The sequence below is a fragment of the Stieleria maiorica genome, assembly GCF_008035925.1.
GTDB lineage: Bacteria > Planctomycetota > Planctomycetia > Pirellulales > Pirellulaceae > Stieleria > Stieleria maiorica.
In genome coordinates, this window is sequence record NZ_CP036264.1 from 2736666 (window position 1) to 2763558 (window position 26893).

General features: G+C 59.1%; 6 protein-coding genes. 2 read left to right on the forward strand and 4 right to left on the reverse strand.

Features of this window, described 5'->3' with window-relative positions:
- Positions 1-144 precede the first annotated feature (144 nt).
- Positions 145-6588 carry an excinuclease ABC subunit UvrA gene (uvrA, locus tag Mal15_RS09545; protein WP_147867544.1) on the reverse strand — a complete coding sequence of 2148 codons (6444 nt, stop codon included), beginning with the start codon at positions 6586-6588 and terminating at the stop codon, positions 145-147.
- A 400-nt stretch (positions 6589-6988) separates the two neighbouring features.
- Between uvrA and Mal15_RS09550 the strand changes: the two genes are divergently transcribed.
- The gene (locus Mal15_RS09550) at positions 6989-8242 is read left to right on the forward strand and encodes a M48 family metalloprotease (protein ID WP_147867545.1); all 1254 of its coding nucleotides are present in this window, start codon (positions 6989-6991) and stop codon (positions 8240-8242) included.
- Positions 8243-8350: 108 nt separating this feature from the next.
- Here the strand turns inward: Mal15_RS09550 and Mal15_RS09555 are convergent, their stop codons facing one another.
- Both Mal15_RS09555 and Mal15_RS09560 read right to left on the reverse strand, forming a co-directional pair.
- Complete coding sequence (locus tag Mal15_RS09555) at positions 8351-11092, reverse strand: hypothetical protein (RefSeq protein WP_147867546.1); 2742 nt, start codon at positions 11090-11092, stop codon at positions 8351-8353.
- 315 nt (positions 11093-11407) lie between these two features.
- The gene (locus Mal15_RS09560) at positions 11408-12787 is read right to left on the reverse strand and encodes a GNAT family N-acetyltransferase (RefSeq protein WP_147867547.1); all 1380 of its coding nucleotides are present in this window, start codon (positions 12785-12787) and stop codon (positions 11408-11410) included.
- A gap of 145 nt (positions 12788-12932) precedes the next feature.
- Between Mal15_RS09560 and Mal15_RS09565 the strand changes: the two genes are divergently transcribed.
- Positions 12933-26540 (forward strand): putative Ig domain-containing protein, encoded by a 13608-nt coding sequence (locus tag Mal15_RS09565; RefSeq protein ID WP_147867548.1) that lies wholly within the window; start codon positions 12933-12935, stop codon positions 26538-26540.
- Here the strand turns inward: Mal15_RS09565 and Mal15_RS09570 are convergent.
- On the reverse strand, positions 26537-26830 hold the full coding sequence (locus tag Mal15_RS09570; RefSeq protein ID WP_147867549.1) for a hypothetical protein: 294 nt from the start codon (positions 26828-26830) through the stop codon (positions 26537-26539). The genes Mal15_RS09565 and Mal15_RS09570 overlap by 4 nt on opposite strands.
- Between the last annotated feature and the right edge of the window lie 63 nt (positions 26831-26893).

The following is a 26893-nucleotide window of genomic DNA, read 5'->3' on the forward strand; positions in this document are numbered from 1 at the left end:
TGGAATTGAGTGAGAGATAGCGGTTTCATGCCAGCACGTGGCGTGACGGCAGTGGCCGGTGGTGATGCCAGCACGTGGCGTGAGCCAGTGGCCGGTGATGGTGATTTGGTGACGGGCCGCTCGCTGACGCGTCCCGCTGGCATGCTAGGTCGTTAGGGCGCGTTTGAGGAAGCGGCGGAGCGCTGGTTTGGTCGCTTGGCCGAGCCGGTTGATGGCCAGTGTGGTCGCTTGCTTGTCGCCTGTGACCACGATCTTGGCGTGGCCCAGATCATCGGCTTCGGTCGGATCGATTGGTTCGTTGGCGACGATCTTGACCGCATCCAAATCGCGCGTGCGGATCGAAAGCTTGACGTCACCATCGGCGCCGACCACGTCGACTCGATTGGCCGCCGACATCCGCAAACAATCCTCACCGCCGATCTTTTCGATTTGATCGAACAATCGATCCGGCAACTTGATCGGCCAATCCGGCTTCTGGTTGTCGTCGAACCCTTTGGGCATCGAATGCCATTTCCGGCCGAGTGTTTTCCAAACGGAATTCGAATCAGGTTTCTTGGTCTTCCGTTTGGCTTTCGCCTTCTTCACTTGGCCGTTCGTTTTGGCCGCCGACTCCGTAACGGACTTCGTTTGGTCGGCCGCATCGATTCGCAAGGTGGATTGTTTTCGCCGGGCGGTCTTGGCCTTTTTTGGGGGGGCCTTTTGGGGCTTGGCTGCGCGTTGCGATGGATCAAGTGCTTCGGCGACAAAGGATGCGGTGACGGACACCGGCCGGTCGTCGGTCGCTGACGTCGCGGTCGCCGCAAGCTGCTCGGGCGTGCCTTCGAAAACGATTTTTCCGCCGTCGACGCCGGCCCCTGGCCCCATGTCGATGATCCAGTCGGCACACTTGACGACGTCCAGGTTGTGTTCGATCACGACACAGGTGTTGCCCAAATCGACCAGACGCTGAATCACGTCCAACAGTTTTGCGATGTCGTCGAAGTGCAATCCGGTCGTCGGTTCGTCTAACAGGTACAACGTTTTGCCGGTCCCCGGACGGGCGAGTTCCGACGCCAGTTTCACGCGTTGGGCTTCGCCGCCAGATAGAGTCGGTGCGGATTGCCCCAGCGTGACGTAGTCCAAACCGACGTCACACAGGGTTTGCAGCACGCGGACGATCCGAGGTTCGGCGGCGAACAATTCGACCGCCTCGCCGCAGGGCATGGCCAACACATCGGCAATCGACTTGCCGTGATACTTGATCTCCAGCACGTCTTCGTTGTAACGCCGCGAGTCGCATTCTTCACAGGGCACCCAGACGTCGGGTAAGAAGTGCATTTCGATCTTGCGTTGCCCGCTGCCTTCACAGGTCTCGCAGCGTCCGCCGGGCACATTAAAACTGAATGTCCGCGCCGTGAACTTGCGCTCGGCCGCTTCGGGGATCATCGCAAACAGGTTTCGAATCGTATCGAACACGCCGGTGTAGGTCGCCGGATTGCTGCTGGGGGTGTTGCCCAAGGGCGATTGATCGACTCGGATCACTTTGTCGATGTGTCGCAAGCCTTCGACCTTTTCATGCCGTCCGGGTTTCATCCGCAAACGGTGCAACCGCTTGCCCAGGATCGGATACAAGGTCCCTTCGATCAGCGTGCTCTTGCCGCTGCCGCTGGGGCCGGTGACAACGGTCAACACGCCCATTGGCAGTTTCAAATCGACGTGATCGAGGTTGTTTTCCGATGCGCCGACCAACGTCAAATGATCCACCAGCGGCTTGCCGCCTTCGGTCATCACCGGGCGCCGGACGGACGGCAAGGGAATGTGCTTGGTGCCGTTGATGTAACCCGCCGTGACGCTTTGTTCGATCGGCGAAAGAGCCGTCGGGCGGCCTTCGGCGACGATCCGTCCGCCGTGCCGACCGGCACGGGGACCAAAATCGCACAGGTAGTCGCTGCCGGCAATCACGTCGCGGTCATGTTCAACGACCAACAGCGTGTTGCCCAGGTCACGCAACCGATGCAGCGCCGAAAGCAGACGCAAATTGTCACGCGGGTGCAGCCCGATCGTGGGTTCGTCCAGCACGTACAGCACGCCGCACAAACCGCTGCCGAGTTGGGCGGCCAGGCGGATCCGCTGGGCTTCGCCGCCTGACAGCGTGGCGGCGCCGCGATGCAAGGTCAAATAGTTCAACCCGACGTCCAGCAGGAACCGGACCCGTGATTGAATTTCACGGACCAATTCGCCGGCGATCTTCTTTTCGCGACGGTCAAGCTTCCAATCCGAAACGACGTCGTCCAATCGGTCCAGCGGCATGTGAACCAGATCGGCCATCGTCCAACCGCGGAATTGGCACGCCGCGGCTTCCTCTCGCAATCGAGACCCGTCGCAGGCGCTGCAATTGATGTCGTCGACGAATTGTTCCAGCTTGCCACGCAGTCCCGGTGTCAAACGCGACGCCTCTTCCAACGCCGGATAAAACCCTTTGAATCGATAGCGGAACAATTTCTTGTGGGAACTTGATCCGGGTTTCGCATCGTTTTGGTGAACCTCGATCCAGCGATCCCCAAGACCATGGAACAACATTCTGCGGTGCGACGCCGTTAATTCGTCAAAGGGAACATCGATCGGGATGCCGGTTTGCCGCGAAAGGGCGCGCAGCAGCCACATCGAGACTTCCTGGTCGACGCTGGGCCAAAGCAACGCGGCACCTTCGGCAAGTGTTTTGCGGGGCGAGTCGATCAGGGCTGTCGGGTTGGTTCCCGTCTGCATGCCCAACCCTTCGCACTGCGGACACCATCCGACCGAGCTGTTGAATGAAAAGTGGTGCGGCGTCAACGTGGGAAAGGATCGCCCGCAGTCACCACAGACCAGGTGCTGGCTGTGGGTGATCGTTTCCCAATGTTGTTCTTCGCGGTCCGGGTGTGCGATCGCGACCTGGATGACTCCGATCCCTAACGATAACGCTTGTTCGACACTGTCGCTGATGCGCGAGCGTTCTTCGGCGTTGACCGCGATCCGGTCGACGACGACTTGGACGGTTTGTCGCTTGCGCGGATCCAGTGCGGGGGCGTCATCGAGCGAGATTGTTTTTCCATCGACGCGAATCCGCTGGTAGCCTTGGCTGCGCAGCGATTGCCACGTGTCCTTGGACGCTTCACCGGCAACAACCTCGATCGGCGAAAGCAGCAAGGCACGTGTGCCTTCGGGCATCGACAAAACCTTCTCGGCGATCTGTTCGGGCGTCTGCGTGCCGACTTCGACGCCGCAATCGGGACAGTGCCGGGTACCGAGACGCGCCATCAAGATGCGTAGAAAATCAAAGATCTCGGTGACCGTGCCGACGGTGCTGCGTGGGGAATGACCGAGGTTCTTTTGTTCCAGTGCGACTGCCGGCGACAGACCTTCGATCCGTTCGACCTTGGGCTTTTGGACTTGGCCGATGAATTGCCGGGCGTAGGACGACAGCGATTCGACGTAGCGGCGTTGGCCTTCGGCGTAGATCGTGTCCATCGCCATCGAGCTTTTGCCGCTGCCGCTGGGGCCGCAGAACACGGTCATGGCGTCGCGGGGGATTTCCGCCGACACCGATTTCAAATTGTGTTCCGCAGCGGACTGGACGACCAAGTGGGTTTTGGCCTTTTCCGGCGGCGGCGCCAATGCGGCCGATGGCTTGGCGGTGGCGTGACGCTTTGTCGGCTTGCGACGCTTGACGCCCATCACTTTGGCCAGCGCCGCCCCGGTGTGGCTGTCCATGTTCTTGGCGATCTCGGCCGGACGTCCCGCGGCAACGATTTTGCCCCCACCGGCGCCGCCTTCGGGGCCCAGATCGAGTACGTAATCGGCCGTCTTGATGACGTCCAGGTTGTGTTCAACGATCACCACCGTGTTGCCTCGATCGGCCAAGCCGTGGATCACGCGGAGCAACAATTCGATGTCGGCAAAGTGCAGCCCCGTCGTCGGTTCGTCCAACACGTACAACGTCTTGCCGGTTTCGCGTTTACTGAGCTCGCGTGACAGCTTGATCCGCTGTGCTTCGCCGCCGGAAAGCGTCGGGGAGGGTTGACCGAGTTTCAGATACTCCAAGCCGACGTCGACCAGCGTTTGCAGTTTTTCGGCGACCTTGGGGACGTTTTCGAACAACTTGAGGGCCTGGGCGATGTCCATCTCCAGCACGTCGGCGATCGAAGCACCCTTGAACTGGACCGACAGCGTTTCGCGGTTGTAACGTTTGCCGCCGCAGACCGGGCACGTCACCCAGATGTCGGCCAGGAAGTCCATTTCCAGCTTGGTCGCACCGTTGCCGTCGCAAGCCGCACAGCGTCCGCCGTCGACGTTGAAACTGAATCGGCTGGCGGTGTAGCCCCGCGTTTTCGCTTCGGTCAGTTTGGCGAACAGGTTGCGGATTTCGTCAAAGACTTTGACGTACGTCGCCGGGTTGCTGCGTGGCGTTCGGCCGATCGGTGATTGGTCGATCGCGATCGTCTTGTCCAGAAAGTCCAGACCGCTGATCGAATCGTGGTCCCCGGGTTCGCATTCGGCGCCGTTCAGTTCGCGGCGCAATGCCGGTTCCAGAATGCCGCCGATCAGCGAACTTTTTCCGCTGCCGGAAACCCCGGTCACGCAGGTCACGGTTCCCAGCGGAATCGTCGCGTCGACGTTTCGCAGGTTGTGAAATCGTGCGCCGTGAATCGTCAGCTGTTCCTCGCCATCGATCGGACGCAGTGTTTCGGGGATTGCGATTTGTCGATTCCCGGCGAGATATTGGCCGGTGACGCTGCGTTTGTTGCTGCCCAATTCGTCGGCGCCTCCGATGCCGACGATTTCGCCGCCACGGACGCCCGGGCCGGGACCGAAATCGACGATCCGATCGGACGCCCGCATTGTGTCTTCGTCATGTTCGACCACGATCAGGGTGTTGCCGGCGTCGCGCAGCCGCACCAGTGTTTCGATCAACCGATCATTGTCGCGGGCGTGCAATCCGATCGAGGGCTCGTCCAAGATGTACAACACGCCGACCAGACCGCTGCCGATCTGACCGGCCAGTCGAATGCGTTGCGATTCGCCGCCGGAGAGCGTGGGCGCGGTTCGTCCCAGGGTCAGATAGTCCAAACCGACGCCGAGCAGAAATCCCAGCCGCGTGCGGATTTCTTTCAGCGCTTCGGCGGCGATTTTGGCATCGGTTTCTCCGAGACTGATTTCGCCAAAGAAGTCGCTCAGCTGGTCGATCGACAGTTCGCACAAATCGGGCAGCGAGAGCGCGCTGCGATCTTGGAACGTGGCCGACGCGGTCGTGATCGTCGCCGCACTGGCCTGTCGATTCAGCCGCCGGCCTTCACAATCGACGCAATCGATCGTGTTCATGTGTTTTTCAAGATGCCGCAACTGCATCTTGTTCTTGGTCGTCCGGTAGCGATCCAGAAGTTCGGGAATGAATCCGTTGAACGAACCGCTGTACTTGCGACTCTTGCGGCCGCCGCGCCACGTCAATTCGTACGTCGACTCGCTGCCCCACAACCACAACTTTTGTGCGTCGGCGGGAAGGTCACGCCAACGCGTCTCCAGCATCGTCCCCGGATCAAGCTCCAACTGCTTGTCCATCGCCGTCGCAAAGCCTTTGTAGATGTGGCGGCGATAGCGACCGATGTCGCCCCACTTGCCCAACATCGTGATCGCCCCCTTGCGGATCGACAGCGATTCGTCGGGGATGATCAATTCGGGGACGAACGTGTACAGGTGCCCGAGTCCGTCACAGGCCTCGCACATCCCCTGGGGGCTGTTGAAGGAGAACAACTGGGGCGTCGGTGCGCGGAAGCTTTCGCCACAGGAGCCGCAGGAGTAGCGTGACGAGAACAAGATGTCTTCTTTGGCCGGCCTCGCCGAATCGCTGTTGGGATCCGAAAGCGACACGATCAGCGATGCATCGCCCAGCTTCAGGGCTTGGTCGACCGCCTCGTTGATGCGGCCGCGGTCGCGGTCATCGATTCCCACGCGGTCGACCACGACTTCGACGTCGTGGCGGCGGGCGCGATCCAGCGGCGGCGGGTCGGACAGCAGGATCGTCTCGTTGTCGACGCGTGCTCGTGTGAACCCCTGTTTACGCAGATCTTCGAACAAGTCCTTGAACTCGCCCTTGTGCCCCCGCACCAGCGGCGCCAAAACCCAGATCGTTTGTTCCGGATCCAGGTCCAAGATCCGTGACGTGATCGCGTCGGACGGTTGGGCGGCGATGGGGACGTGGCAATTGGGGCAATTCGGTGTCGCGACCCGGGCGAACAGCACCCGCAGAAAATCGTAGATTTCAGTGATCGTCCCGACGGTGCTGCGGGGATTGTTGCCGGTCGATTTTTGGGCGATCGAAATCGAAGGGCTCAGTCCGCTGACCAAATCGACGTCGGGTTTGGGCATCTGCCCCATGAATTGCCGCGCGTAATTCGAAAGCGACTCGACGTAGCGACGTTGGCCTTCGGCGTACAGCGTGTCGAAGGCCAAGGAGGACTTTCCGCTGCCCGACACACCGGAAAAACAGACCAGTTCGCCGCGGGGCAGAGTCAGATTGACATCACGGAGGTTGTGCTCGCGGGCACCCTTGACCAGGATTTCGGTCGTCGACATTCGGGCAATTTCGTGGTCAGTAGAAGACGGCATTCCTTGTCCGGGTAGTCTACAGGGAGCGTCAATTTGGCGAAATGACCGGAAAATCTGGACCGCTCTGCGGCTAATTCGTGATTGGGCTGGGAAAGAAGTGGGACCTCGGCGGGAAACGCAGTGATACTGAACGCCTCTCCCACTGATGCCAGGCTAGCGGTCTGCCACAGCTTCGTTTTCCAATGGGCGGGACAGTCGCCGTCCTCTCCGAGGTCGGCGCGGGGAAAAGCTTCGCTTTTGGGGTGCCGAGTTCGGAGAACACGGCGACCCAAGGAACCCATCGTCAAGTACGAAAATTGAGCTGCGGTAGACCACCAGAAGCCTCGCCCACCGCCCCAATGCACATCCCACACTTCCCCGTTTGCCGATGCAGCTCTACTACTTCCTGGCCGTCATCCTCTCGCTCAGTTTGGGGTCGCTGCCCGCATCCAGCCAATCGTTCGCCCGAGCAGCGGGCTTCACCGCCCTGGTGATCGTCGCTTGGTGGGTGCTGTGTTACCTGGCGGTGCGATTGGTCGTGCGATTGATCGATCAAGGCGAAGTGGACGCGCGGGTCGGCTACGATTGGTTTGATCGGCAAACCGAGTGTTTTCGTTGGTTTTCTTTGGGATTGGTGCTGCTTTGTCTGGGGGGATTCGGGCTCGGCCGCAATTTCGATCAACTGCCGGTGGTGCAAGATTCGTTGGCGTTGCAGGCGACGGTGCTGCTGTTTCCTGCGATGGCGATGATGTCCGGATTATGGGCGGGCGAGTATCTGTTTGCGGCGCGGCTGGGGTTGGTGCGGCCCAACGTGTGGGCAGGATTGAAGTCGATCGTTGCGACGCTGCGTTGCAGCGTCGGCTGGCTGATCGCACCGATCGTCGGCATTTTGGCACTGATCGACTTCGTCTCGCTGACATCGATCGGGGATCAGGTGCCGCCGTGGGTGGCCTGGGGCGCGCTTGGGCTGGTGCTGGTCGCCGGGATCCCGGTCTTGGTCCGACGCATCTTTCCGACGACGCCCCTGGATGATGCGACGCTGCACTGGATCCGATCCGTTGTTGCCGCTGCCGGGATCCCACGCTGCAAGATCGTGCAGTGGGACACGGGACTGCGAACCCACAATGCGATGATCGCCGGTTTGCTGGGGCGTTTTCGCGTGCTGATGTTGAGCGACCGGTTGGTCCGAGAGCTCAGCCGAGAGGAACTTGCGATGGTGATTTTGCACGAGGTGGCGCATGCGAGACGGCATCACGTGCCGCTGCGGATTGCCGCGCTGGTTCCCGCCTGGCTGGCCGGCGCGGCGCTAGAGCGGGGACTGATGCACGATTCGCTTTCTGCTTGGGTGGCGGATTGGGCAACGGATTGGGCCGGAACGCTTGGTAGCGCCCTGAGTCTGCTGGCCACCGTGTTGATCTTGCGAATCGTCAGCTACCGCAGCGAATACGACGCCGATGCGGTCGCCTGTCGTTTGGCGCCGACGGTCTCTCAAGTTTGCGCCGACGTTCCGCCGACCGAGAGCGAAGCGGGACACCAGCTCGCCGCGGCGCTGCTGCGAGTGACCGAAGACAGCGACGCGGCCCGCAAGCCGACGTGGTTGCATCCCGGCATCGGCGATCGCATCGACGCGTTTGCCGGATAAGACGGTCAAAAGACCGCAAACGAAACAACGACCATGGTGGGACTGGGCAGGACGCCTCAACAAACATCAGTTCTACCCAGGCACGACGAGCTGTCGAGCCGGCGAGAATCAGGCCAAACCGGCTTTGACGTCGCGGACGATCTGTTTGGCGATGTCATCCAGGTCCAGGTCGGGGGCGGCCAGATGCAAGCCCATGCTGTGGGATTTGTTCATGAATCGATAGTCGATTTGAAAGTCCACCGCATTGTCGGCCAACATGGCTGACAGGGTGCCCTCGAATGAGACTTGGTCGATCATGAACAGGTCGTCATGGTGCTCGGCCACAAACGCCAACGCTCCGACCGCACCGGTCGCGACTTCCTCGGCGGCTTGGACCGCCAATTGGGCGACATCCAGGGCCGCGTTCTTGAGGGCCAGTTCCGCGTTGATGCGAATCACTTCCGGATGAGCCTCGGGGCCGGCGGCGTCAAGGATCCAGCCCGCCGACGCGCGAACGGCCGACATGGTCGCGTTGGCGACATTCAACGATCCCTGGGCGGCCAAGCGAAGTCCCTTGGTGGAGGCGTACCTGGCGTAGGTTGCGACTTCGTACGCTCGACGTTGAGCGTAGTTGTACCACTTGGCTTGCTTGCGGCTGCGAACGGCCTTGCGCCACGTCGAATAGCGGGCGCTTTCGGTTTTTCGGAGCGAATTGACTTTGGAGGAAAGTGACGCGACCGCTTTTTCCGCCGCCGCCAAATTCGATTTGATCTCGTCGAAATCGCGTTGGGCTTCCTTGATCGCAGTGTCACGTTCGCCGATCAGCTTGTCGACCTCCCGCTGTGCCGCATCGAGGCCGGCTTGGGCTTTGTCAAAATCCTTGCGGGCCTGGTCGATCCAATCGTTCAATCCTCCGGCGACCTTGCCCTCCAGCGTCGCGCTCAAATCATTGCGAACCACCGCACGGTAGGTCCAGAACGGAACGCCGATCGACGAAGCCTCGAATTCGTAATCCACCATGCCTAATCCGTCGACTTCCGTCGTGATGTTGTAATACATCCGGCGTGGCGTGATGTGAATGTCGACGTCGTGGGAGACGCCCAGCATCTTGACACCGCCGCTGACGATGAAGTGATCCTGGCTGCTCTCGGACATCAGGATGTCAATGTTGACGTCGGTGACCGAAAGGGCGCCCAAGTCGAACGCCCGCGTCCACGCTTTCAGTCGGACGACCGGTGTAATTCCGGTGCGATCGATCAATCCATCGACGCGACCGGCCAAGTTTCCTTTGATGTACAGTTCGCCCCGGACGCCGATGCCGTCTTCGATGCCAAGTTCGACATCGCCACCGAGCGGGGCAATGTTGAGGACAACGTCACGAATCTCGAACGTCGGCGTTTTGCTCGGGTCGGAGGAGACATCCCCCAGCCCGGTCAATCGCTTGGCAAAATTCATCAGGTCGGTGCTGGAGAGTGATTCCAGTTCGCCGCGAAGCGCGATTTTGACCGGCGTCCCGGCGGCCATGCTGAAATCCACTTTCCCGGCGATCGACACGTGGCGTCCGCCCAGTTCCATGTCCGCCAGCACGCCAACGCTGACCGATGGCACTGCGGTCGGACCGACTTGATTCGCGCCTGTCTGGCCCGGTTGGGGTGCTTTGACGGTGTTCATGCTGATCAGCAAAATGACTTCGTCCAGGTCCAGCCCCGTCACGCCGAACGCGTTGTTGATGTTGCGAGCGGTCGCGGACAAGCGAAACTCGTTTCCGGTCGGCGTTTCCGCGATCCCCACGCGTCCGGATAACTCGACGATCGAACCGTCGCTCTGAGCCATCGCCAAATCAACGCTGACATACAATTGGTCTTGGTCGGTGCCAGGCGATTGCCAGACCAGAAACGCGTTGCCGACACTCAAATTGGGCGGCAGGTCATTGATGACGATCTGGGGCAACGTCGCCCTCAGCATCACGTCTTCGCGCAGCTCTTCCCAGAAACCGGTGTCTTTGGGTTCTGATTGCCATCGCTGCACGACGTCGTTGGAAAACTCACTGAACAAGACGCCTTCGATTTGGATCTCCGGAATGGCCAAACCGACTCGATCCAGCAATTCGGCCGGAATCGAATCTTCAGCGATCGTCGCGGTGGTCAGCACGTTGACGCCGCGCTGCAGTCGGACGGTGAAATCATCCGAAGCATACAGGTCACCGTAGAAGTCTTGGGCCTGTGTCGACATCGCCGACGATTCGATCTCACCCGCCGCTGCAGAGAAGACCACGATCGGCGACTTGAATTCCAGTGGCGATTCGATCAAGTCGTTGCTCTGGGCCAGCGCCCCCAGATCGGTCTTGACGGCCAACACCCAATGTCCCAGTGAATCGTTTTCCAGTGCGTTGCTTCCCAGCGCGTTGCCGACGTATTGAAACAAGACCGGAGCGTCGGATTGTCCGAACGTCGTTGTCCCGGTGACCGAACCATCGCTGCCGAACGTCGGCGCTTCGATCACGATGCCCGCGAACGAGGCGAATTGATCGATCTGGTCCAGTGCGATCCGGCCGGTTTGGTCGGCGATCGCCTTCATCGCGTCGACCGTCTGGCGGGCGGCAGCTGACAATTGCGACGTTTGCGATGGTGCGGTCTGCGCCGACTGGTCGGACTGCTGGCCCGATTCAACCGTGGCGATGAGCGCCGCGGTGTGATCGCCGGCGGTGACATCCAACAGCGACATCGGCGTCGCATCGGCGGCCATCAATTGGCGGGCTTCGAGTGTTTCCAACGGACGCGTGATGCGTCGTGCCGTCGAACGCCGTTTCGTCGGGTTCTTTTTGCAGCGACTTGAACGTTTTTGACCGAACGTGATATTTTTGGGGAACATTGCAGCGACCCTGTGGACCAAAGGCAGAAAAAATGGGGTGGAGAATCGGAGCGTTCCCGACTCACCAGCCCCCTGCGTGGTCCGACCGGCGTTCCCTTAACTGTCCGGGGAAAAAATAAGAAACGTCGTTTGATCGAAACCCACTCGCTTGCGGGCTGTCGATTGAATCGCAACCGAAACAATGGTGAGCCGATGGCGCTAGCCGCGGGCCTCGCAGGCCGATGCTGGCACCGCTAGGCCCGCGGCTAGCGCCGTCGGCTCACTCAATCAACAGGCCGCTCGCGTTTCGTGCTCGTATTCGCTGATCCCGCATGTTCAGCGTCTGATTTTTCGGACGCAGGATTTTGTCAGTCGTGCCGTGGTTTGCATCAACGGCAACAGCGACGTGACCGGCCAATTCATGGCGGAATCCAGCCCGATCACGATGCTTTGAAACGGGAGACGCTGGGCGTACAGGCCGTTGATCAGTTCGTTGTTCGGGTCGGTGCAGGAGTCGCAAAGGGAGCATCCGAGCTCGTGAAGCCAATGCACGTTTTGCAGTTCCAGCAGGAATCCCGGCGAATACTCGCCGAAACGCTCATCGTAGGTCGTCTTGTATCCGCTGACCTGACCGCCGCTGTGGAGATCGACCAGCATCGCGATCGGGACGCCGTCCAGCGTCAATCGGCCGAATCGGATCGCGTCGTGCGGGACGCAGCGATCGACCAATTCCAAGAAGAACGCCAGTGATTCGCTTTGGCAAGCCATCGCGGTCCCCTGGCGGCCTTTCCATCCGGAAGCTTCCAGATCGACAAATTCATGTGCCCACTGGTGAACGTCGTTTGCTCCCGAGGAGTGTTCCAATGCAACGCTTCCGACCGATTGAAGCTTCTTCAGCAGTCGCTTGGCTTTCTTGCGACGATTCTTGGACATCGACTGTCGAAGATACGTTTCCGCGTCGTCCCCTGGCTGCATCGCGGCTCGGGAAAAACGGTCACGCGTGAAGATGGCCCGATCCTGGCGTGCCGCCGCGCGCCGGATCAATCCGTCAAACGCCGCATCGGCCGAGACGGTGTCGAAGGCCAACAGACGGACGCCCCGACCTGACAGCGTGGTGAAGATCGTGGACAACGCGTCGTCGGCGTGCTCGCGATCCAACAGCGGCGTTGAGTCGAACGCTTCGTCGGGCCGCCAAGCGTGCACGGATCGCACCGGCAAGTGATAGAACGACTTGGTCACCAGCGGCATCACGCCATACAAGTGCCGATTCGTATCCATCGCCGAGGCACCTTCGATCACCAACAACCCAGCCGATTCGTCGCCGCGATACTTCAGCAACGGGATCAGAAACTCCGGTTCGTAACACGGGTTGCGCCAAGCACACCGTGCGACCAGATCCCGCCAAGCAGGCACGAACGACTCCAGTGCAGCGGGATCGTCGATGATGCGTCCGCTGAACTGCGGTGAGTTTGTCTCAAAACAGGCTGACGACGGGGATGGCAGAGTCGCGACCATGGCAGTCTCAGGCGGGATGGAAAACAGGTGACTGCCAACCATACGTCGCAAACTTGCCAGATCGTCCCACAGCACCACTTCACGCACCAACGGCTTACCGGCCTGTTGATTTACTAGCCCGCAGCGCCAGCAAGGGGCGGGACAGCGTCGCTGCGTCATGGCCGCGTCCGCGACGAATCGCCGCGATGCACCGTCTGTCATCAATCCGATCCTGTGAACCAGCGGGTGACGGTTTTGACGGATAGGAAAATGTTAGCGGTTTTTCGGGGCCTAACGGTGGCACGGGGGGGAGGGGCCTACCAGAATACCGGGGACCAACCAAGATTGACCCCGTGAGGCAGGCCAAATGAATTCGCCCCATGCACGTCGGAAGTCCAGCCGCAAACGCGATCGCCACCGACACTCGCTGATGGAAAAGCTGGAAGCGAGAATGTTGCTCGCGTCGGATTGGCAAAATCCGGCGCGATCGTTGGACGTGAACAATGACGGGCAAGTCAGCTCCATGGATGCGTTGCGGGTGATCAACAAGATCGCCACGTCGGATGGATCGGGAACGCTGGGGACCCGATCCAACCGGCTGCAAAGTTTTTACGACACCAGCGGCGACGGAAAGTTGACGACCGTCGACGCGTTGCGTGTGATCAATGGACTGGAACAAACCGGCGATGGCTCGATCGCGTACTTGAGCCCGGAAGCCGAAGGTGATCTTGCCCCCGCCGGTTTCACCAGCGTGATGTTGATGACGCTGCCCGGTGATGACGATCAGCTGATCGATCTGTCGGCCCACTTCGAATTCGTCCGCGAAGAGTTCAACGAGCTGGGATTCTTCATCGCCGATGATGCCTCGGGGGCGATCGACGGGGTGGCGCCGGAACACGCTGATTATCCCGAGGCCGTCTTCGCGTCGGCGCATCGCGAGGTAGCGTATTCCAAGTTTCGCGCCGAACCCTTTCGCGAAAGTAACACGTTTCCTGCCGGTCGGCACCTCGGCGTTTACGTCTTGCAGCCGGCCGATGATCTGGGTGACTCCGATCAGCACCTGAGGCTTTTAACCGAATCGATTGCGACCGATGCCACAGCACCACAGATCGGCTGGGAATTGCACGCCAGTCGTTGGCCGGGGATGCTGGTGGGGAACCGTGGGTTTGACGACGTCATCATCGACATCCAGACGCAGGCTCCCTACGACAGCTGCACACGGTTTGTCGACGATTTGACCGGTTGGCGAACCTCACAATCGGGAGGCTCGGACGCGGAACGAGGGAGTGTCGTCGCCGACGAATGCACCGCGGTGCTGACCGAGGGTGATTCCTTCGTGACAACCTTGGAGACGACGTTTGTGGTCCCCGCCGGGGCAAGCGAGCTGAGTTTTACGTACAGCGACCTTGAGTTTGACAGAGCGGACACCCAGTTCATCAACGATGCGTTCGAAGTCGCGTTGGTCGATCGTCTTGGTAATCCACTGATCGCACCGTACGCCGCCACGCGCGACGCGTTTTTTAACGTGACGGAGGAACTGGGATCGGTCACCGGATCGGGGGTTTCGACCGAACCGGTCGACGGCGGCACGAAGGTCACGGTCGATCTCTCCGGCGTGATCGCGGGTGAAACCGCCAACCTGATCTTTCGACTGGCAAACGACGATTCCGATACGATGACGACCGTGCGCATCGTCGACTATGTGATCCCCGGTTACACGGGAGCCCCCGTGGATTCGCCGCCGGATTCAGAGAGGGTCGGGGAATTCCAATCGCAGCAATCTCGCACCGCGCCTGCACCGCTCGCCATCGTGGACACGACGGTCTCAACGGATGCACAGAAACCTCCGCTTGTTTCAGCGCCGATCGATTTCCCGAAAACCTTTGTCTACACCACCGCGGATGACTTCCAGTCGGGTGAACTTTTTAATCTGCGTGCCGACCAGGATGCCGGTTCGATCCAGTTGAACGCATCTGGTGGAATCGAAATCTTGCCGATCATCTGGATCTCCAATTCCGGTGACGGAACGGTTTCCAAATTCAATACCGAAACGGGCGAAGAATTAGCACGTTATCGGACGGGCGCCAACAGTGCGACCAACCCGTCGCGGATTGCGGTCACCGGGGATGGGGCCGCGTGGGTCGCCAACCGCGGTGACAACGCCAGCATCCCCTACAACGCCGTCAAAATCCTGCACGACGGTTTCATCGACCGCAATGGAAACGGCGTCGTCGACACCAGTGTTGATGCCAACGGGGATGGACGCATTTCCGGCGACGAAATGCTGCCCTGGGACGCCAACGGCGATGGCCAGCCCGATGACGAACGCATCGCGATGACGATTCATGCGGGCCGAAATCGAAGCAATCCGGATCAGTGGAATTATGGCGGCGGGGCGCGGGGCATTGCGATCGATGGCAATGGCAAGCTGTGGGTCGGATTGCTAAACCGAAATCAGTATGAAGTCTTCGACGAGGCCACCGGTGCGTTCGAAAAAATCGTCGCCGTCTCCGGAGCCCCCTACGGGTCCGTGATCGGTAGTAACGGCATCCTTTACAGTACGACGGCCAATTCGCGGCACCTGGATCGCATCGATACGAACACGCAATCGTACTTAGGCTCCATCGACATCGGCCGAACCATGTACGGCATCACGCTGGACGAAAACGGCGTCGTCTGGACCTCTGGTTGGCAGGGTTCTTACCTCACTCGTTACGATCCGGCCACGGGCGAGATTGATCACTACAACTCGGCAACGGGGGAATCGAGCGGCGGTGGTGTTGCGGTCGACCACAACGGTGACGTCTGGGCGGCCCACCACGACGGCACTTATCTGTTCAAATGGGAATTCGCAGACGACCGGCGAACGCTGATCCAGGCCAAGACCGTCGAAACCGGCGCGCACGCCCTGAAAGGTGCCGCCGTCGACGCGGACGGGTTCTTCTGGACGACCTCGCTCGGCAGCAACACGGCGATCAAAGTCGACCCCGACACCGACCAGGTGGCGTTGTCCGTGCCGACCGGGAATTCGCCGTACAACTACAGCGATTCCACCGGCAGCGTTCGGGCCAACCTGCTCCGCGAAGGCACCTGGACCGAAACGATTGATTCGGGCCGACCGAGTACGGTCTGGACCACCGCGCGTGCGATCGCCGACACTCCCGATGGCAGCGATCTGACGATTCGCGTCAGGGCGTCCGATGACCCGGGATCGATCAAGTCGCTGCCTTGGACGATCACCGAATCGTTGGCGACGCTGCAGGAGGTCCGTGGGCAATTTCTGGAAGTTCAACTCACGCTGCAGTCCTCCGACCCGGCAGTCGATCCCAGCGTCATCGAGTTCGCCGTCGACGCCTTGCCGCCGCCGGAGATCAACATCCTGACCCCGTCGGCGGAGACCTCGGTCGAACCATCGACGATCGTCTTGTCCGGCATCGCGACCGCAGCGACTCCGTTTTTGAACGTCGACCAGCAATTCGCCAATTCGATTGCTTATGTCACGGTCAACGGCAAACCGGTGGACGCGTTGGACGCCGGCGGAACGTTTTACACACACGTCGATGTCGCCAACGGATTGAATGCATATGAAGTCGAAGCGTTCGATGCCTATGGTCAGAGTCGCACCGTGACAGTCTCCGTCACGGGCCGTGAACCGTCGGGCATCGAATTGGATCGATACAGCGACATCACCGGCAGCTTTTCCGGCGTGTACGGCCGGACCTCATTCAACGAGGACCAGCGGCATCTGTATGTTGACTTGGCGACGCGCAACGACGGCGTGTTCGAAAGCAAGGTGCCGCTGTTGGTCGGAGTCCGCAACATCAGCGACCCGACGGTCTCGGTCGTCGAGCCCGACGGCTACCTGGACGACGGAACGCCGTACTTTGATTTTTCAGGCGCCGTCGACGACGGGACGCTGGAACCGAACGAGGTGACCGCATCGCCAACGATCGCGTTCCAAAACCCGCTGAAGCATCGGTTTGATTACGAACTGGTGTTCTTGGGGAAACTGAATGAAGCTCCGGTGATCATCACGGTGCCGGCAACCGAAGCCCCCTACGACCGAACGTATCGCTACGACGTCGATGCGACCGATACGGATGGGGACACGCTGACGTATGGCTTGACGACGGGTCCGAGTGCGATGACGATCGACTCGGCGACGGGGCTGATCACCTGGATGCCCAGCCAAGACGACATCGGCCAGCACGACGTGGCAGTCCGCGTCAGCGATGGCAATGGAGGCGTCGCGACGCAGCGTTACACCGTCACGGTTTCCCAGGCCCCGCCCAACCGCCCACCGGTGATCACCAGCACGCCGGTGACGATTGCATCAGTGGTAAAATCACTGCAACGAATTCCCACGCCAATCAGTTTGTCGGACTGGACTCAACACGACTTTGACGGGGGTGAAGTTCGCGACTCACGCTGGGAAGTATCGGATGACGGTTATTCGGTACATCAAGTAATCAACTCCGATGCAGCCGTCTTCGTTTCCAATGAAGAACTGGGGCAGTCATCAATTTCCGGCGAATTCACCGTCTTCGACGATCTGGAAGGTGGAGATGATGATTGGGTGGGATTTGTGTTCGGCTACCAAGACCCCCAGCATTTCTATCTTTTTGATTGGAGGGAACGGTCCCCCGCTTTGATGACGGTCAAGGTAGTCGATTCTGATACCGAGGTGGACAATGCCGACATCGGCTATCAGGTGCATCCGGACCCAACTCGCATCCGAACGCTCTATCAGAACAACATCGGCTACGTCGATGACGTGCCGTACCAGTTCGCATTGAATTTCGAACCAGGCCGTTTCGTTATCGAGATCTCTCAAGACGGTGTGCCCGTAATCGAACCGATTGAGATCTTCGACAATGCTTTTTCAGAAGGAAGGTTTGGCTTTTTCAACCAGTCTCAAGCGGATGTGTTCTACCGGGGATTCACGAAAACCACGATTGCAGCGACGACCTATTCCTACGATGTCGATGCAATTGACCCGGATGATGACTCGCTGACTTACCTGATTACTGATGGCCCCGAAGGAATGGTGATCAACCCAACATCTGGACTGATCACCTGGGGGCCAACCGCCGACCAGATCGGCAATCACAACGTCACGGTCGAAGTCAGCGATGGCAACGGCGGAGTGGCGATCCAGGAGTTTGTCGTCTGTGTTCACCCGGACCCGGAAAACCATCCGCCGACGATCGTCTCGGATCCAAACACGTCGTATGGGATCGCCGGCGTCAACAATCCCGCCTCGGGCAACACCAATCCCACGCAGCTTTCGGTGCCTCTGGAGGTTGGTGGCACGGTCCAATCGAACATCTCGCTGACGTTGCCCGATTCGGGTGGCGATCTGGGGACGGCGGATATCGTGTTCGTGGTCGACGAGTCGGGATCGATGGCCGGTGAACAGGCATGGCTGGGTGACATCATATCATCCCTGGATCAGTCGTTGGTCGGGTCGGGCCTGACAAACAACCGATACGGTTTGGTCGGATTCGCCAACTCGGCCCGCGTACGACAATCCGGCAGCGATCGTTGGATGTCGGCCACCGATTTCGCCACCGCAACCAATTCGCTAAGCACCTCGCGTTCAGGCGCCGAAGACGGCTACGACGGCATCGAGTACACGCTGAACAACTATTCGTTCCGGGATGAAGCGTCGCGCGTCGTCATTCTGGTCACCGATGAAGAACGAACGACGGTCAACGGATCGGTGTCATTCAATTCGATCGCCGACCGACTGGAGAACGAAAACATTTTGTTTTCGATTGTTGCGAATGCGCGCATGGAAGATTCCAACGATGCGCTGGCTTTCGGCGTCGCCGCCGACGGAACCGCCTATGTCAGCGACGGCGGTTCCGGATTTACCGTCTCCGATGGCGGCCAATATGTTCGCAGCGAACCGGTCGGACGAGGCGACGTGGCCAACATTCGCACCGAATACGTCGACTTGGCGTGGGGCGTGGACGGCATCACGTGGGATTTGAACTTTTTGCGGAGCGACGCGGCGGCCGCCGAGGCGTTCACCAACGTGTTCTCGGACATTTTGGGCGAGAGCATCATCCGCAACATTCCGATCAACGTCGTCGCGTCCGATCCCGAAGTCGGGTTTGTCAATCTGACCGGAATCCAAACCGACATTGCCCCCGGCCAAACTGTTTCGTTCGACATCCGATTCGAAACCGGCACACCGTCCCGGTTCGATTTGGCCTTCGTCAACGCCAACACCAACGAAGTCCTCGGGTCGGTCCCCGTCAACCTGGGTGACGTCTACGAGTACCAGGTGGTCGCCGTTGATCCGGACAATGATGACCTGACCTATCGTCTTCCCGTCGCTCCCGACGGCATGGCGGTTGATTCGGCCGGTCGAATCACGTGGGTTCCACCGACCGACCAAGTCGAAGCGGTCGACGTGACGGTTGAGGTCTCCGATGGTCGCGGCGGCGTTGACGACCAATCGTTTCAGATTCAGTTTGCCGAGCCCGGGACTGGATCCATTACCGGAAGCATTACATCGGAACCCTACGCGTTTACGGGAATCATCATTGGCGATGTGGACGGATTTGGGTTCGAAGATCCATCCGCTTTTCTGTCCGCACAGAACACTCCGGTCGATACCGATGGAAACGGCCTGCTACAAGATGGCGAGTTTTTGCCGGACCTGAACGGAAATCTTGACGTTGCCACCGGTTCCGGTGACGAGTTTGACAACCGCGACGTCTCTGAACGCGGTGGAGATTCCATCAACGGATTCGGTTTTGTCAATCTGGGGTCCAGCGGTTCCGAGTGGACCGACATCGCCCTATCGACAAGCTACCAAGGTTCCAACTTCCCCGATCCCACTGGTGCGGACGTCCCAAATGAACCAACGTTTAAGTTTCGGTTCGAGGTTCAAAAGGAAAGTGTCTCGGAGGGAAGCGAGCTTTTCGTGAACGTCGTCTTTGGTGATTACGACGTTGTCCCGGCGAGCATCGAAGTGATCGCCAACGATGGATCGGGCGCGGCCGGTGAAACCATCGTTATTCCCCTTTCGATCCAGCCGACAAACGAAAACGGATTGATCCAATCAGCCTCTGCGAGTCTCCAATTCGATCAAGTTTTTAATGAGGTCGGGTCAGCCTGGTATGGTTATCTCGATGTGCGGTTCGTCGCGCCTCAGGAACCTTATACCGCGTTCGATTACGTCGAACTCGGTCTTGAATCGATCACGCAGCAACCGGATCCTTCGGAAGTGAGCTTGCAGGACTGGACCGTTTTCATCGACTCCAATCACAACGCCGTGTTCGATCCAGGCGAACGATTTACTCGGACCGATTCGGAAGGCCAGTTTGAGTTTCATAACGTGGCCGCCGGAGACTACAGCATTCGCCAAGTCGTTCAGCAGGGCTGGAGTCCCAGCTTTCCGACTGACAACGTCTATAGGGTTCACTTAAACACTGGCCAATCGGCGACAAACGTAAGCTTCGTCAATTCGGATGTCAGCGGGGGGCTCAATCAACGGCCGGTCATCACCAGTTCCGCGATTACCGAGATCACGCTAGGCGATCTGTATCGCTACGATGCGGTCGCTTCAGACCCGGAAAACGATGTGTTGGAATTCCGTTTGCCCCTCGCCCCGGACGGGATGACGATTCACCCGGAACTCGGTTCGATCGCTTGGTTGCCGACCGAAGATCAACTCGGCAGCCACAATGTTGTGATGCAAGTCAGTGACGGGCGTGGCGGATCGACCGTCCAATCGTTCCAAGTCGTCGTCACCGCGCCGAACGTCGCTCCGTCGATCACGTCCACTCCCGCCGTGATGGCGACTGCCGGAAAACCGTTTACACATCGGCTGCGAGCCCAAGATGCCGACGGCGATCAGGTGGCGTGGCGGCTGAGTGACACCGCTCCGGACGGAATCACCATCTCACGCGTGGAATTGATGAACTCCGATGACCAGTTGGTCGACTCCTATCACGAACTCGTCTGGGACGTTCCCGAGGATGCTTCGGGATCCGACGCGAGTTTCTCGGTCATCGCCGAAGATGGTCGTGGCGGTTCGGACTCGCAAGATTGGACGTTGAGTATCGCCGACGCATCCGCCGTCAACCGCAATCCCGTCATCCAATCGTCGCCTCGCCCGACCGCACGCTTTGGACTCGCTTGGACCTATGACCTCCAAGCCTCCGACCCCGATGGCGACACACTGACCTATCAATTGATCGATCCGCTCACCGGGATGCAGATCACCGACGCGGGAATCGTCCGCTGGACGCCTTCGCGGAGTGCCGAATCCAACAACTCGATCGAAATCCAAGTCAGCGATGGTCGCGGTGGTGTGGCGACGCAGTTGTTCGACCTGACCGTCGCATCGGTCGACATCAACCAGCCGCCCGAAATCACTTCCGTGCCGCCGACCCACTGGGTCAGCGGCCGCGACTATCAATACGATGCCGTCGCACGTGATCCCGACGGCGATCCGGTCGGCTGGGAACTCTCCGTCGCACCGCGCGGCATGTCGATCGATCCCTACACCGGCGTGGTTCGCTGGACTCCCGATGAGTCGCAGATCGGCAGCCATTTCGTGGAGATCACTGCCACTGATGTGCTGGTCGGCCAAGCGACGCAACGATTCAGCATCGAAGTCGGGTGCAACAACGTCGCTCCGGCGATCGTCTCGATTCCGCCGACGGTCGGTTACAGCGACCGAGTCTACTTGTATGCGGTCCGCGGCGATGATTTGGAGAACGACCCGCTGACGTGGAAATTGCTGGAAGCTCCTGATGGGATGGAGATCAACGAAACGACCGGTCTGATTCGCTGGACGCCGACGGCCGCCCAAGTCGACTCGCACGACGTCTTGGTCGAAGTCAGCGACGGACTGGACTCGGGAACGCAAGCGTACACGATTGTCGTCAAGTCGTCCGACGAGCTGCGGGTCCCCGGCGACCCGAGCAAGGGAACCGTGGGCAACCGCGCCCCGATCATCACGTCGACCCCCAACTTTGCCGCCGAAGCCGGGACGCTGTACACGTACCAGGTCCGCGGAGTTGATCCTGATGGCGACGCGGTGACGTTCTCGATCGCCGGCGACCTGCCAGCGGCGATGACGATCGACGATGCGGGATTGATCAGTTGGACACCGGCCGAACAAGATCCGAGCCCGACGGTCGTCGTGACCGCCACGGACGACCATGGAGCAACTTCGACACAAACCTATTTGTTGTCCATTGCGGTCAACAGCGCGCCCCAGATCAATTCGACGCCGATCGACAGCGTCGTGCGCGGGGCAACGTACCGCTACACCGTTCGCGCCAGCGATTCCGACGGCGATCCGCTGACGTACCGATTGAACGACAATGCACCCGATGGGATGACCATCGATCGATTCGGACGCATCATCTGGCAGACCGATGGTTTTTCCGAAGACGCGGCCGACGTGACGGTGACGGTTTCGGACGATCGGGGGCAATCGGCGAGCGACACGTGGCAGATCACGTTGCTCGACGACACGATCCCCCCGCAGGTTTCTTTCACCATCATTTCAGGTAATCGGTCCTTCCAAGGCGACGGTCAGGTGGACCAGGGATCCAGTTACACGGTCCGGGTGTTGGCGACCGACAATGTCGGCGTGGTGGACGTCGGCTTGATCGTCGACGGCGCGATGGTGACGCTGGATGACACCGGTGCGGTCGTCTTGACCGGCCAGACCGTCGGCGCGGTCGCGTTGGAAGCGTTCGCGATCGACACGGTGGGACTGCGCGGCCAAAGCGATGGGACCGTCACGGTCGTCGATCCGTCGCGGCCGAACCAGCCGGTGGACCCGAACAATCCGGGAACGGTGATCCCACCCGACCTGCCGCCGCATCCCGGATTCGATCCCACCGACAATCAACCGCCGCAGGTGATGATCACGTCGCCGGAGGTCGGTGAGAACGTGATGGGATTGGTCACGATCGAAGGCACGGTCGATGATCCGGAAGACAACCTGTGGTATTACCGCGTGTTTTATGCGCGAGCCGACAAGGTTTCCTTGACGGGGATCAACCTGTCCGATCCCGATTGGGTGATGGTCAACGAGGGGACCGAAGAAGTCCACGACGGCGAGCTGGCGGTGTTCGACAGTTCGGCGGTTTCCAAGGACGGTTACGCGATCGTCGTGGCGGCCTATGACGTCAACGGTCGCGGCTACGTGCAGCCGACGCTGGTCAACGTCGAAGGCAACCTTCAACTCGGCAATTTCCGTCTGGAGTTCATCGATCTGAGTATTCCCTTGGTAGGGATCCCGATCACCGTCACGCGAGTCTACGACACATTGAACGCGGGCGACGAAGGCGACTTCGGCTACGGCTGGAGCCTGGGCGTGCAGGACGCAAGGATCTTCGAAGCGGGGGCGATTGGAACCGGCGGGGCACTCAGTTTCGGCAATGACAAATTTGTCGCCGGAAAGACGAAGGTGTATTTGACAAATCCGGATGGCCGGCGGGTCGGGTTCACCTATGACGTCACCGACATCCGCGGCAGCTTTTTCGGATCGACCGGCCGACCGGTCTTCACGCCCGACCCCGGCGTCTACGACACACTCACCATCGATCAGAAGACCGTCGCCGTCGGAGGCATCGTCGGCGCCCTGGCCGGCGGGATCAATCCCGACACCTACACGCTGACCACCAAAGAAGGCCTTAAATACCGCTACAACCAATTCGACGGCCTGCAAACCATCACCGACCTGAACGGCAACACCGCCACCTTCAGCGACGAGGGGATCAGCCATTCATCCGGTGATGCCATTCAGTTCGTCCGTGATCATAGAGACCGAATCAAAATAATTGTCGACCCGGCCGGCAATCCCCTTTCATATCAATACGATCTTAATGGTGACCTGGCCGGCTTTACCAATCAAGCCGGACTGACAACGCGGCACGAATACTGGGCCGATGCTGCCCATTACCTCGAAGCGGTTTACGATGCGTCGGGCAAACGCGTCTTGAAAACCGTTTACGAAGAGAACTCGGACAGTAGGCAATTGGAGTTCAAGGGCGTTATTGACGCCGAGGGCGACCGAGTTGACGATCGTGAAATTGACGCGGATGCGAACACGGCGATCGTCCGCGATGGAAACGGCAATCCGACCACGTTAGTTTATGACGATCGTGGAAATGTGCTTGAAGAGATCGACCCGCTCGGCAACAAGGTGACGCGTGAGTATGGCGACCCGCGGCACCCTGATCTGGAAACTCGCATCATTGACGAACGGGGATTCATCACCGAACGCGAATACGATGCCCGCGGCAATGTCATGCAGTTCATCGAGGCTGGCAGCCAAGTCGGTCCTTTCGATACTCCTGTCGTCACCAAGTTTACGTACGATTCCGGGAATCGAGTCCGCTCGATCACGAACGCCAGAAACGCCACAACCAGCTTTGGGTACGACGCCCGTGGAAATTTGACCCAGGTCATCAATGCGTTGGGCGACATCTCCAGTTTCATCTACGACGATCAAGGCCGTCGAACCAAGCACATCGATTTCAACGGCTACACGACAACGTTTGTGTACGACGACGCTTGTCCTTGCGGTTCACCATCGAGCATCATCTATGCCGATGGCACCTACGAGGAATTCAGCTTTAATCAATTCGGTCAAGTCACCAGTGAAGGCACGTTTGAAGCGGATGGAACACTCGTTGAAATCAGCGAGACGGACTACGACAGCGTAGGACGTGAAATTGAACGGCGACGCGGTGTCACCGGTGATCCGCATCACCCGCAGTCCGTCGTTCGGAAGTTCTATGTCGGAGATCAGCTTGATTGGGAAGTGATCGTAAGTCCTGACGCTCTCGGTGCCGGAAACACCTTGCTGGAATCGCCGGCAACTCCACTGCAAGATCGCAAGAGTCGCATCACGAAGTACGAGTACGACGAGAACAATCGTCTGATCCGACAGGTCGATGCCGAAGGCGGGATCACTGACTTCCGATACGATGCCAACGGCAATCGAATCCTGCTGCGGGATCCGGTCGGAAATATCACGACTTGGGTATACGACGAACTCAATCAAGCCATCGAGGAACGTGATCCGTTTTACAACGAAGGGTTGTCGATCGAAGGTGCAATGACATCAGTGGATCTTGCCAGCGGCGCTTCATGCGAGACCAATACGCCTGCGAATCATGTGCGATTGACCTGCTATGACGCCGGGGGAAACCAAACGAAAACGATCGATCGCAACGGTCGCAGACGTGAGTTTCAGTACGATCTCGGAGGCCGTCTGGAGGAGGAGCGATGGTACGAAGCCGGAACCGACACTTTGCTCAACACGATCAGCTTCTCTTACGACGAGCTCGGCAACATGCTGACTGCAGTCGACAACAACAGCAGCTATGTGCACACCTATGATCTGCTCGGCCGATTAAAGTCCGTCGAATTCGGATCTAACACGATCTCAAGTGCCCCACAAATCGTTTTGACCCACGACTACGACCCGGTCGGCAATGTCACGAGCACGCGTGACGACGCCGGGGTCACCGTCGCGTCCGAATACGATTCACGAAACCGACTGGCTGTACGCAGGTGGTTCGACTCCGACATCCCCGGTGGAGAAGTCGCCGACGTGGACAATGCGAGGATTGATTTCTTTTACAATGCCGCTGGTCGTGAAATTGAAACTCGTCGCTACTCCGACCTGACTGGCGATGCACTGGTCGGTCTTTCTGATCGAACCTACGACACATCGGGGCGCAGTAATGCAATTCTTCACAAAGACTCGGTCGACCAGCTTCTAGCCGGATACGACTATGACTATGACTTTAGCGGATTGCTTGTCCGCGAAAACCGGTTTCACGAAGAAAGCCAGTACGAGCAAGCAATCGATTACACCTATGACCTAACCGGCCAACTCACACTGGCTGACTTTGAAAAGCAGAACGACGAATCCTACACGTACGATGCCAACGGCAACCGTCTATCGTCCAGCATTGGCGGTGTTGACCGCAGTTACACCACGGGCACCGGAAACCGACTCGAATCTGACGGGACCTACCGCTATCTATACGACGGCGAAGGTAATCAAGTCAAACGAATCCACCTGGGCAACGGCGAAACACGAACATATCAGTATGATCATCTGAATCGCTTGGTCAGGATCGATGACTGGAGCAGTGATCCTGGTGATCCCGATTCACCCGTCGCCGGAGCGATCCTGATGCACTCTGTCGAGTACACCTATGACGCACTCGGTCGACGTTTTGCCCGACAAATCGATCCCGATGGGGCCCAATCACAGTCGACCGAAAACGAGTTCTTTATTCACAACGGCGACCATATCTGGGCTGATTTCAATCAAGCCGAGATAGCCGTCGCGAGGTATTTGTACGGCCATGAAATCGACAGCAATCTTGCACGCTACTCCGTCGGACTCGGAAGGAATTGGTATCTCACGGATCGTCTGGCGACGGTCAGCGACATCCAGCCCAATGGTGCTGTCCCTGTCTATCACGCGATGTACAGCGCATTCGGGAACATCACCACGGGTCCGGAACCGGGGGTCTTTGGTCGATTCGCATTCACCGGCCGAGAGGTCGACCATGCAGCCGAGATCAGCTTCTATCGGACGAGGTGGTACGACGCAGGCAACGGTCAATTCACCAGCGAGGATCAGCTTCGCTTTCAAGCGAACGACATCAATCTCTACCGCTACGTCAATAATTCGCCCGCCAATGGTACCGACCCGACGGGCGAATCCTTCATTGAGCGGGCACTTCTTAACAGCAGAATCCTGTTGAGCCTGTTTGCGAGAGGCGGGACCAGGATCGGTAGTCGGGCGGGCGGAGTGCCCGGGCTACTCAATGGAAATAACTACCTGCGCATCGGCTTAGGGTGGAATAATGTGATCGGTTGTCTGGTATTCCGAATTGCAATCGGCAGTGCCGGATTCTTCGTGCACGGGCATTTGGATTTGTTTCGGCTTCGGTCGACCTGTATTTAATTGCCGCGAATCTCGGCCAGGATTCGTTCGATAGACTCCCGCCCCTTCTTGCTCGCCCAGTCGACGCGTACGCATTGCTGACGGACTCGATCAAGATTCGGGTCCGCAATCGGGAGCGACAGAAAATCGTCCCATTCATAGGCCCCCCCTTCTCCGGATAAGAAACGCTCAATAATCTGAACAACCTCTGCGCGGCAAAGCCGACGTTTGGGTCGCCAAAACATCATCAGACAGAGAATACCGCCTAAGGCGGCAAGCAGCAGGATCAACGCAACTAAGATCGGGTTCACCACAGTCCCACGTGACGGAGGAGAAAACCTGGTGGTGCCAAGTCAGAGGATTATACAGAAAGT

Bases quoted from the DNA above. Each gene is read 5' to 3' on its own strand.
- Mal15_RS09555 (WP_147867546.1), bottom strand. From the start codon at position 11,092: ATGTTCCCCAAAAATATCACGTTCGGTCAAAAACGTTCAAGTCGCTGC.
- Mal15_RS09550 (WP_147867545.1), top strand. From the start codon at position 6,989: ATGCAGCTCTACTACTTCCTGGCCGTCATCCTCTCGCTCAGTTTGGGG.
- Mal15_RS09565 (WP_147867548.1), top strand. From the start codon at position 12,933: ATGAATTCGCCCCATGCACGTCGGAAGTCCAGCCGCAAACGCGATCGC.
- Mal15_RS09560 (WP_147867547.1), bottom strand. From the start codon at position 12,787: ATGACAGACGGTGCATCGCGGCGATTCGTCGCGGACGCGGCCATGACG.
- uvrA (WP_147867544.1), bottom strand. From the start codon at position 6,588: ATGTCGACGACCGAAATCCTGGTCAAGGGTGCCCGCGAGCACAACCTC.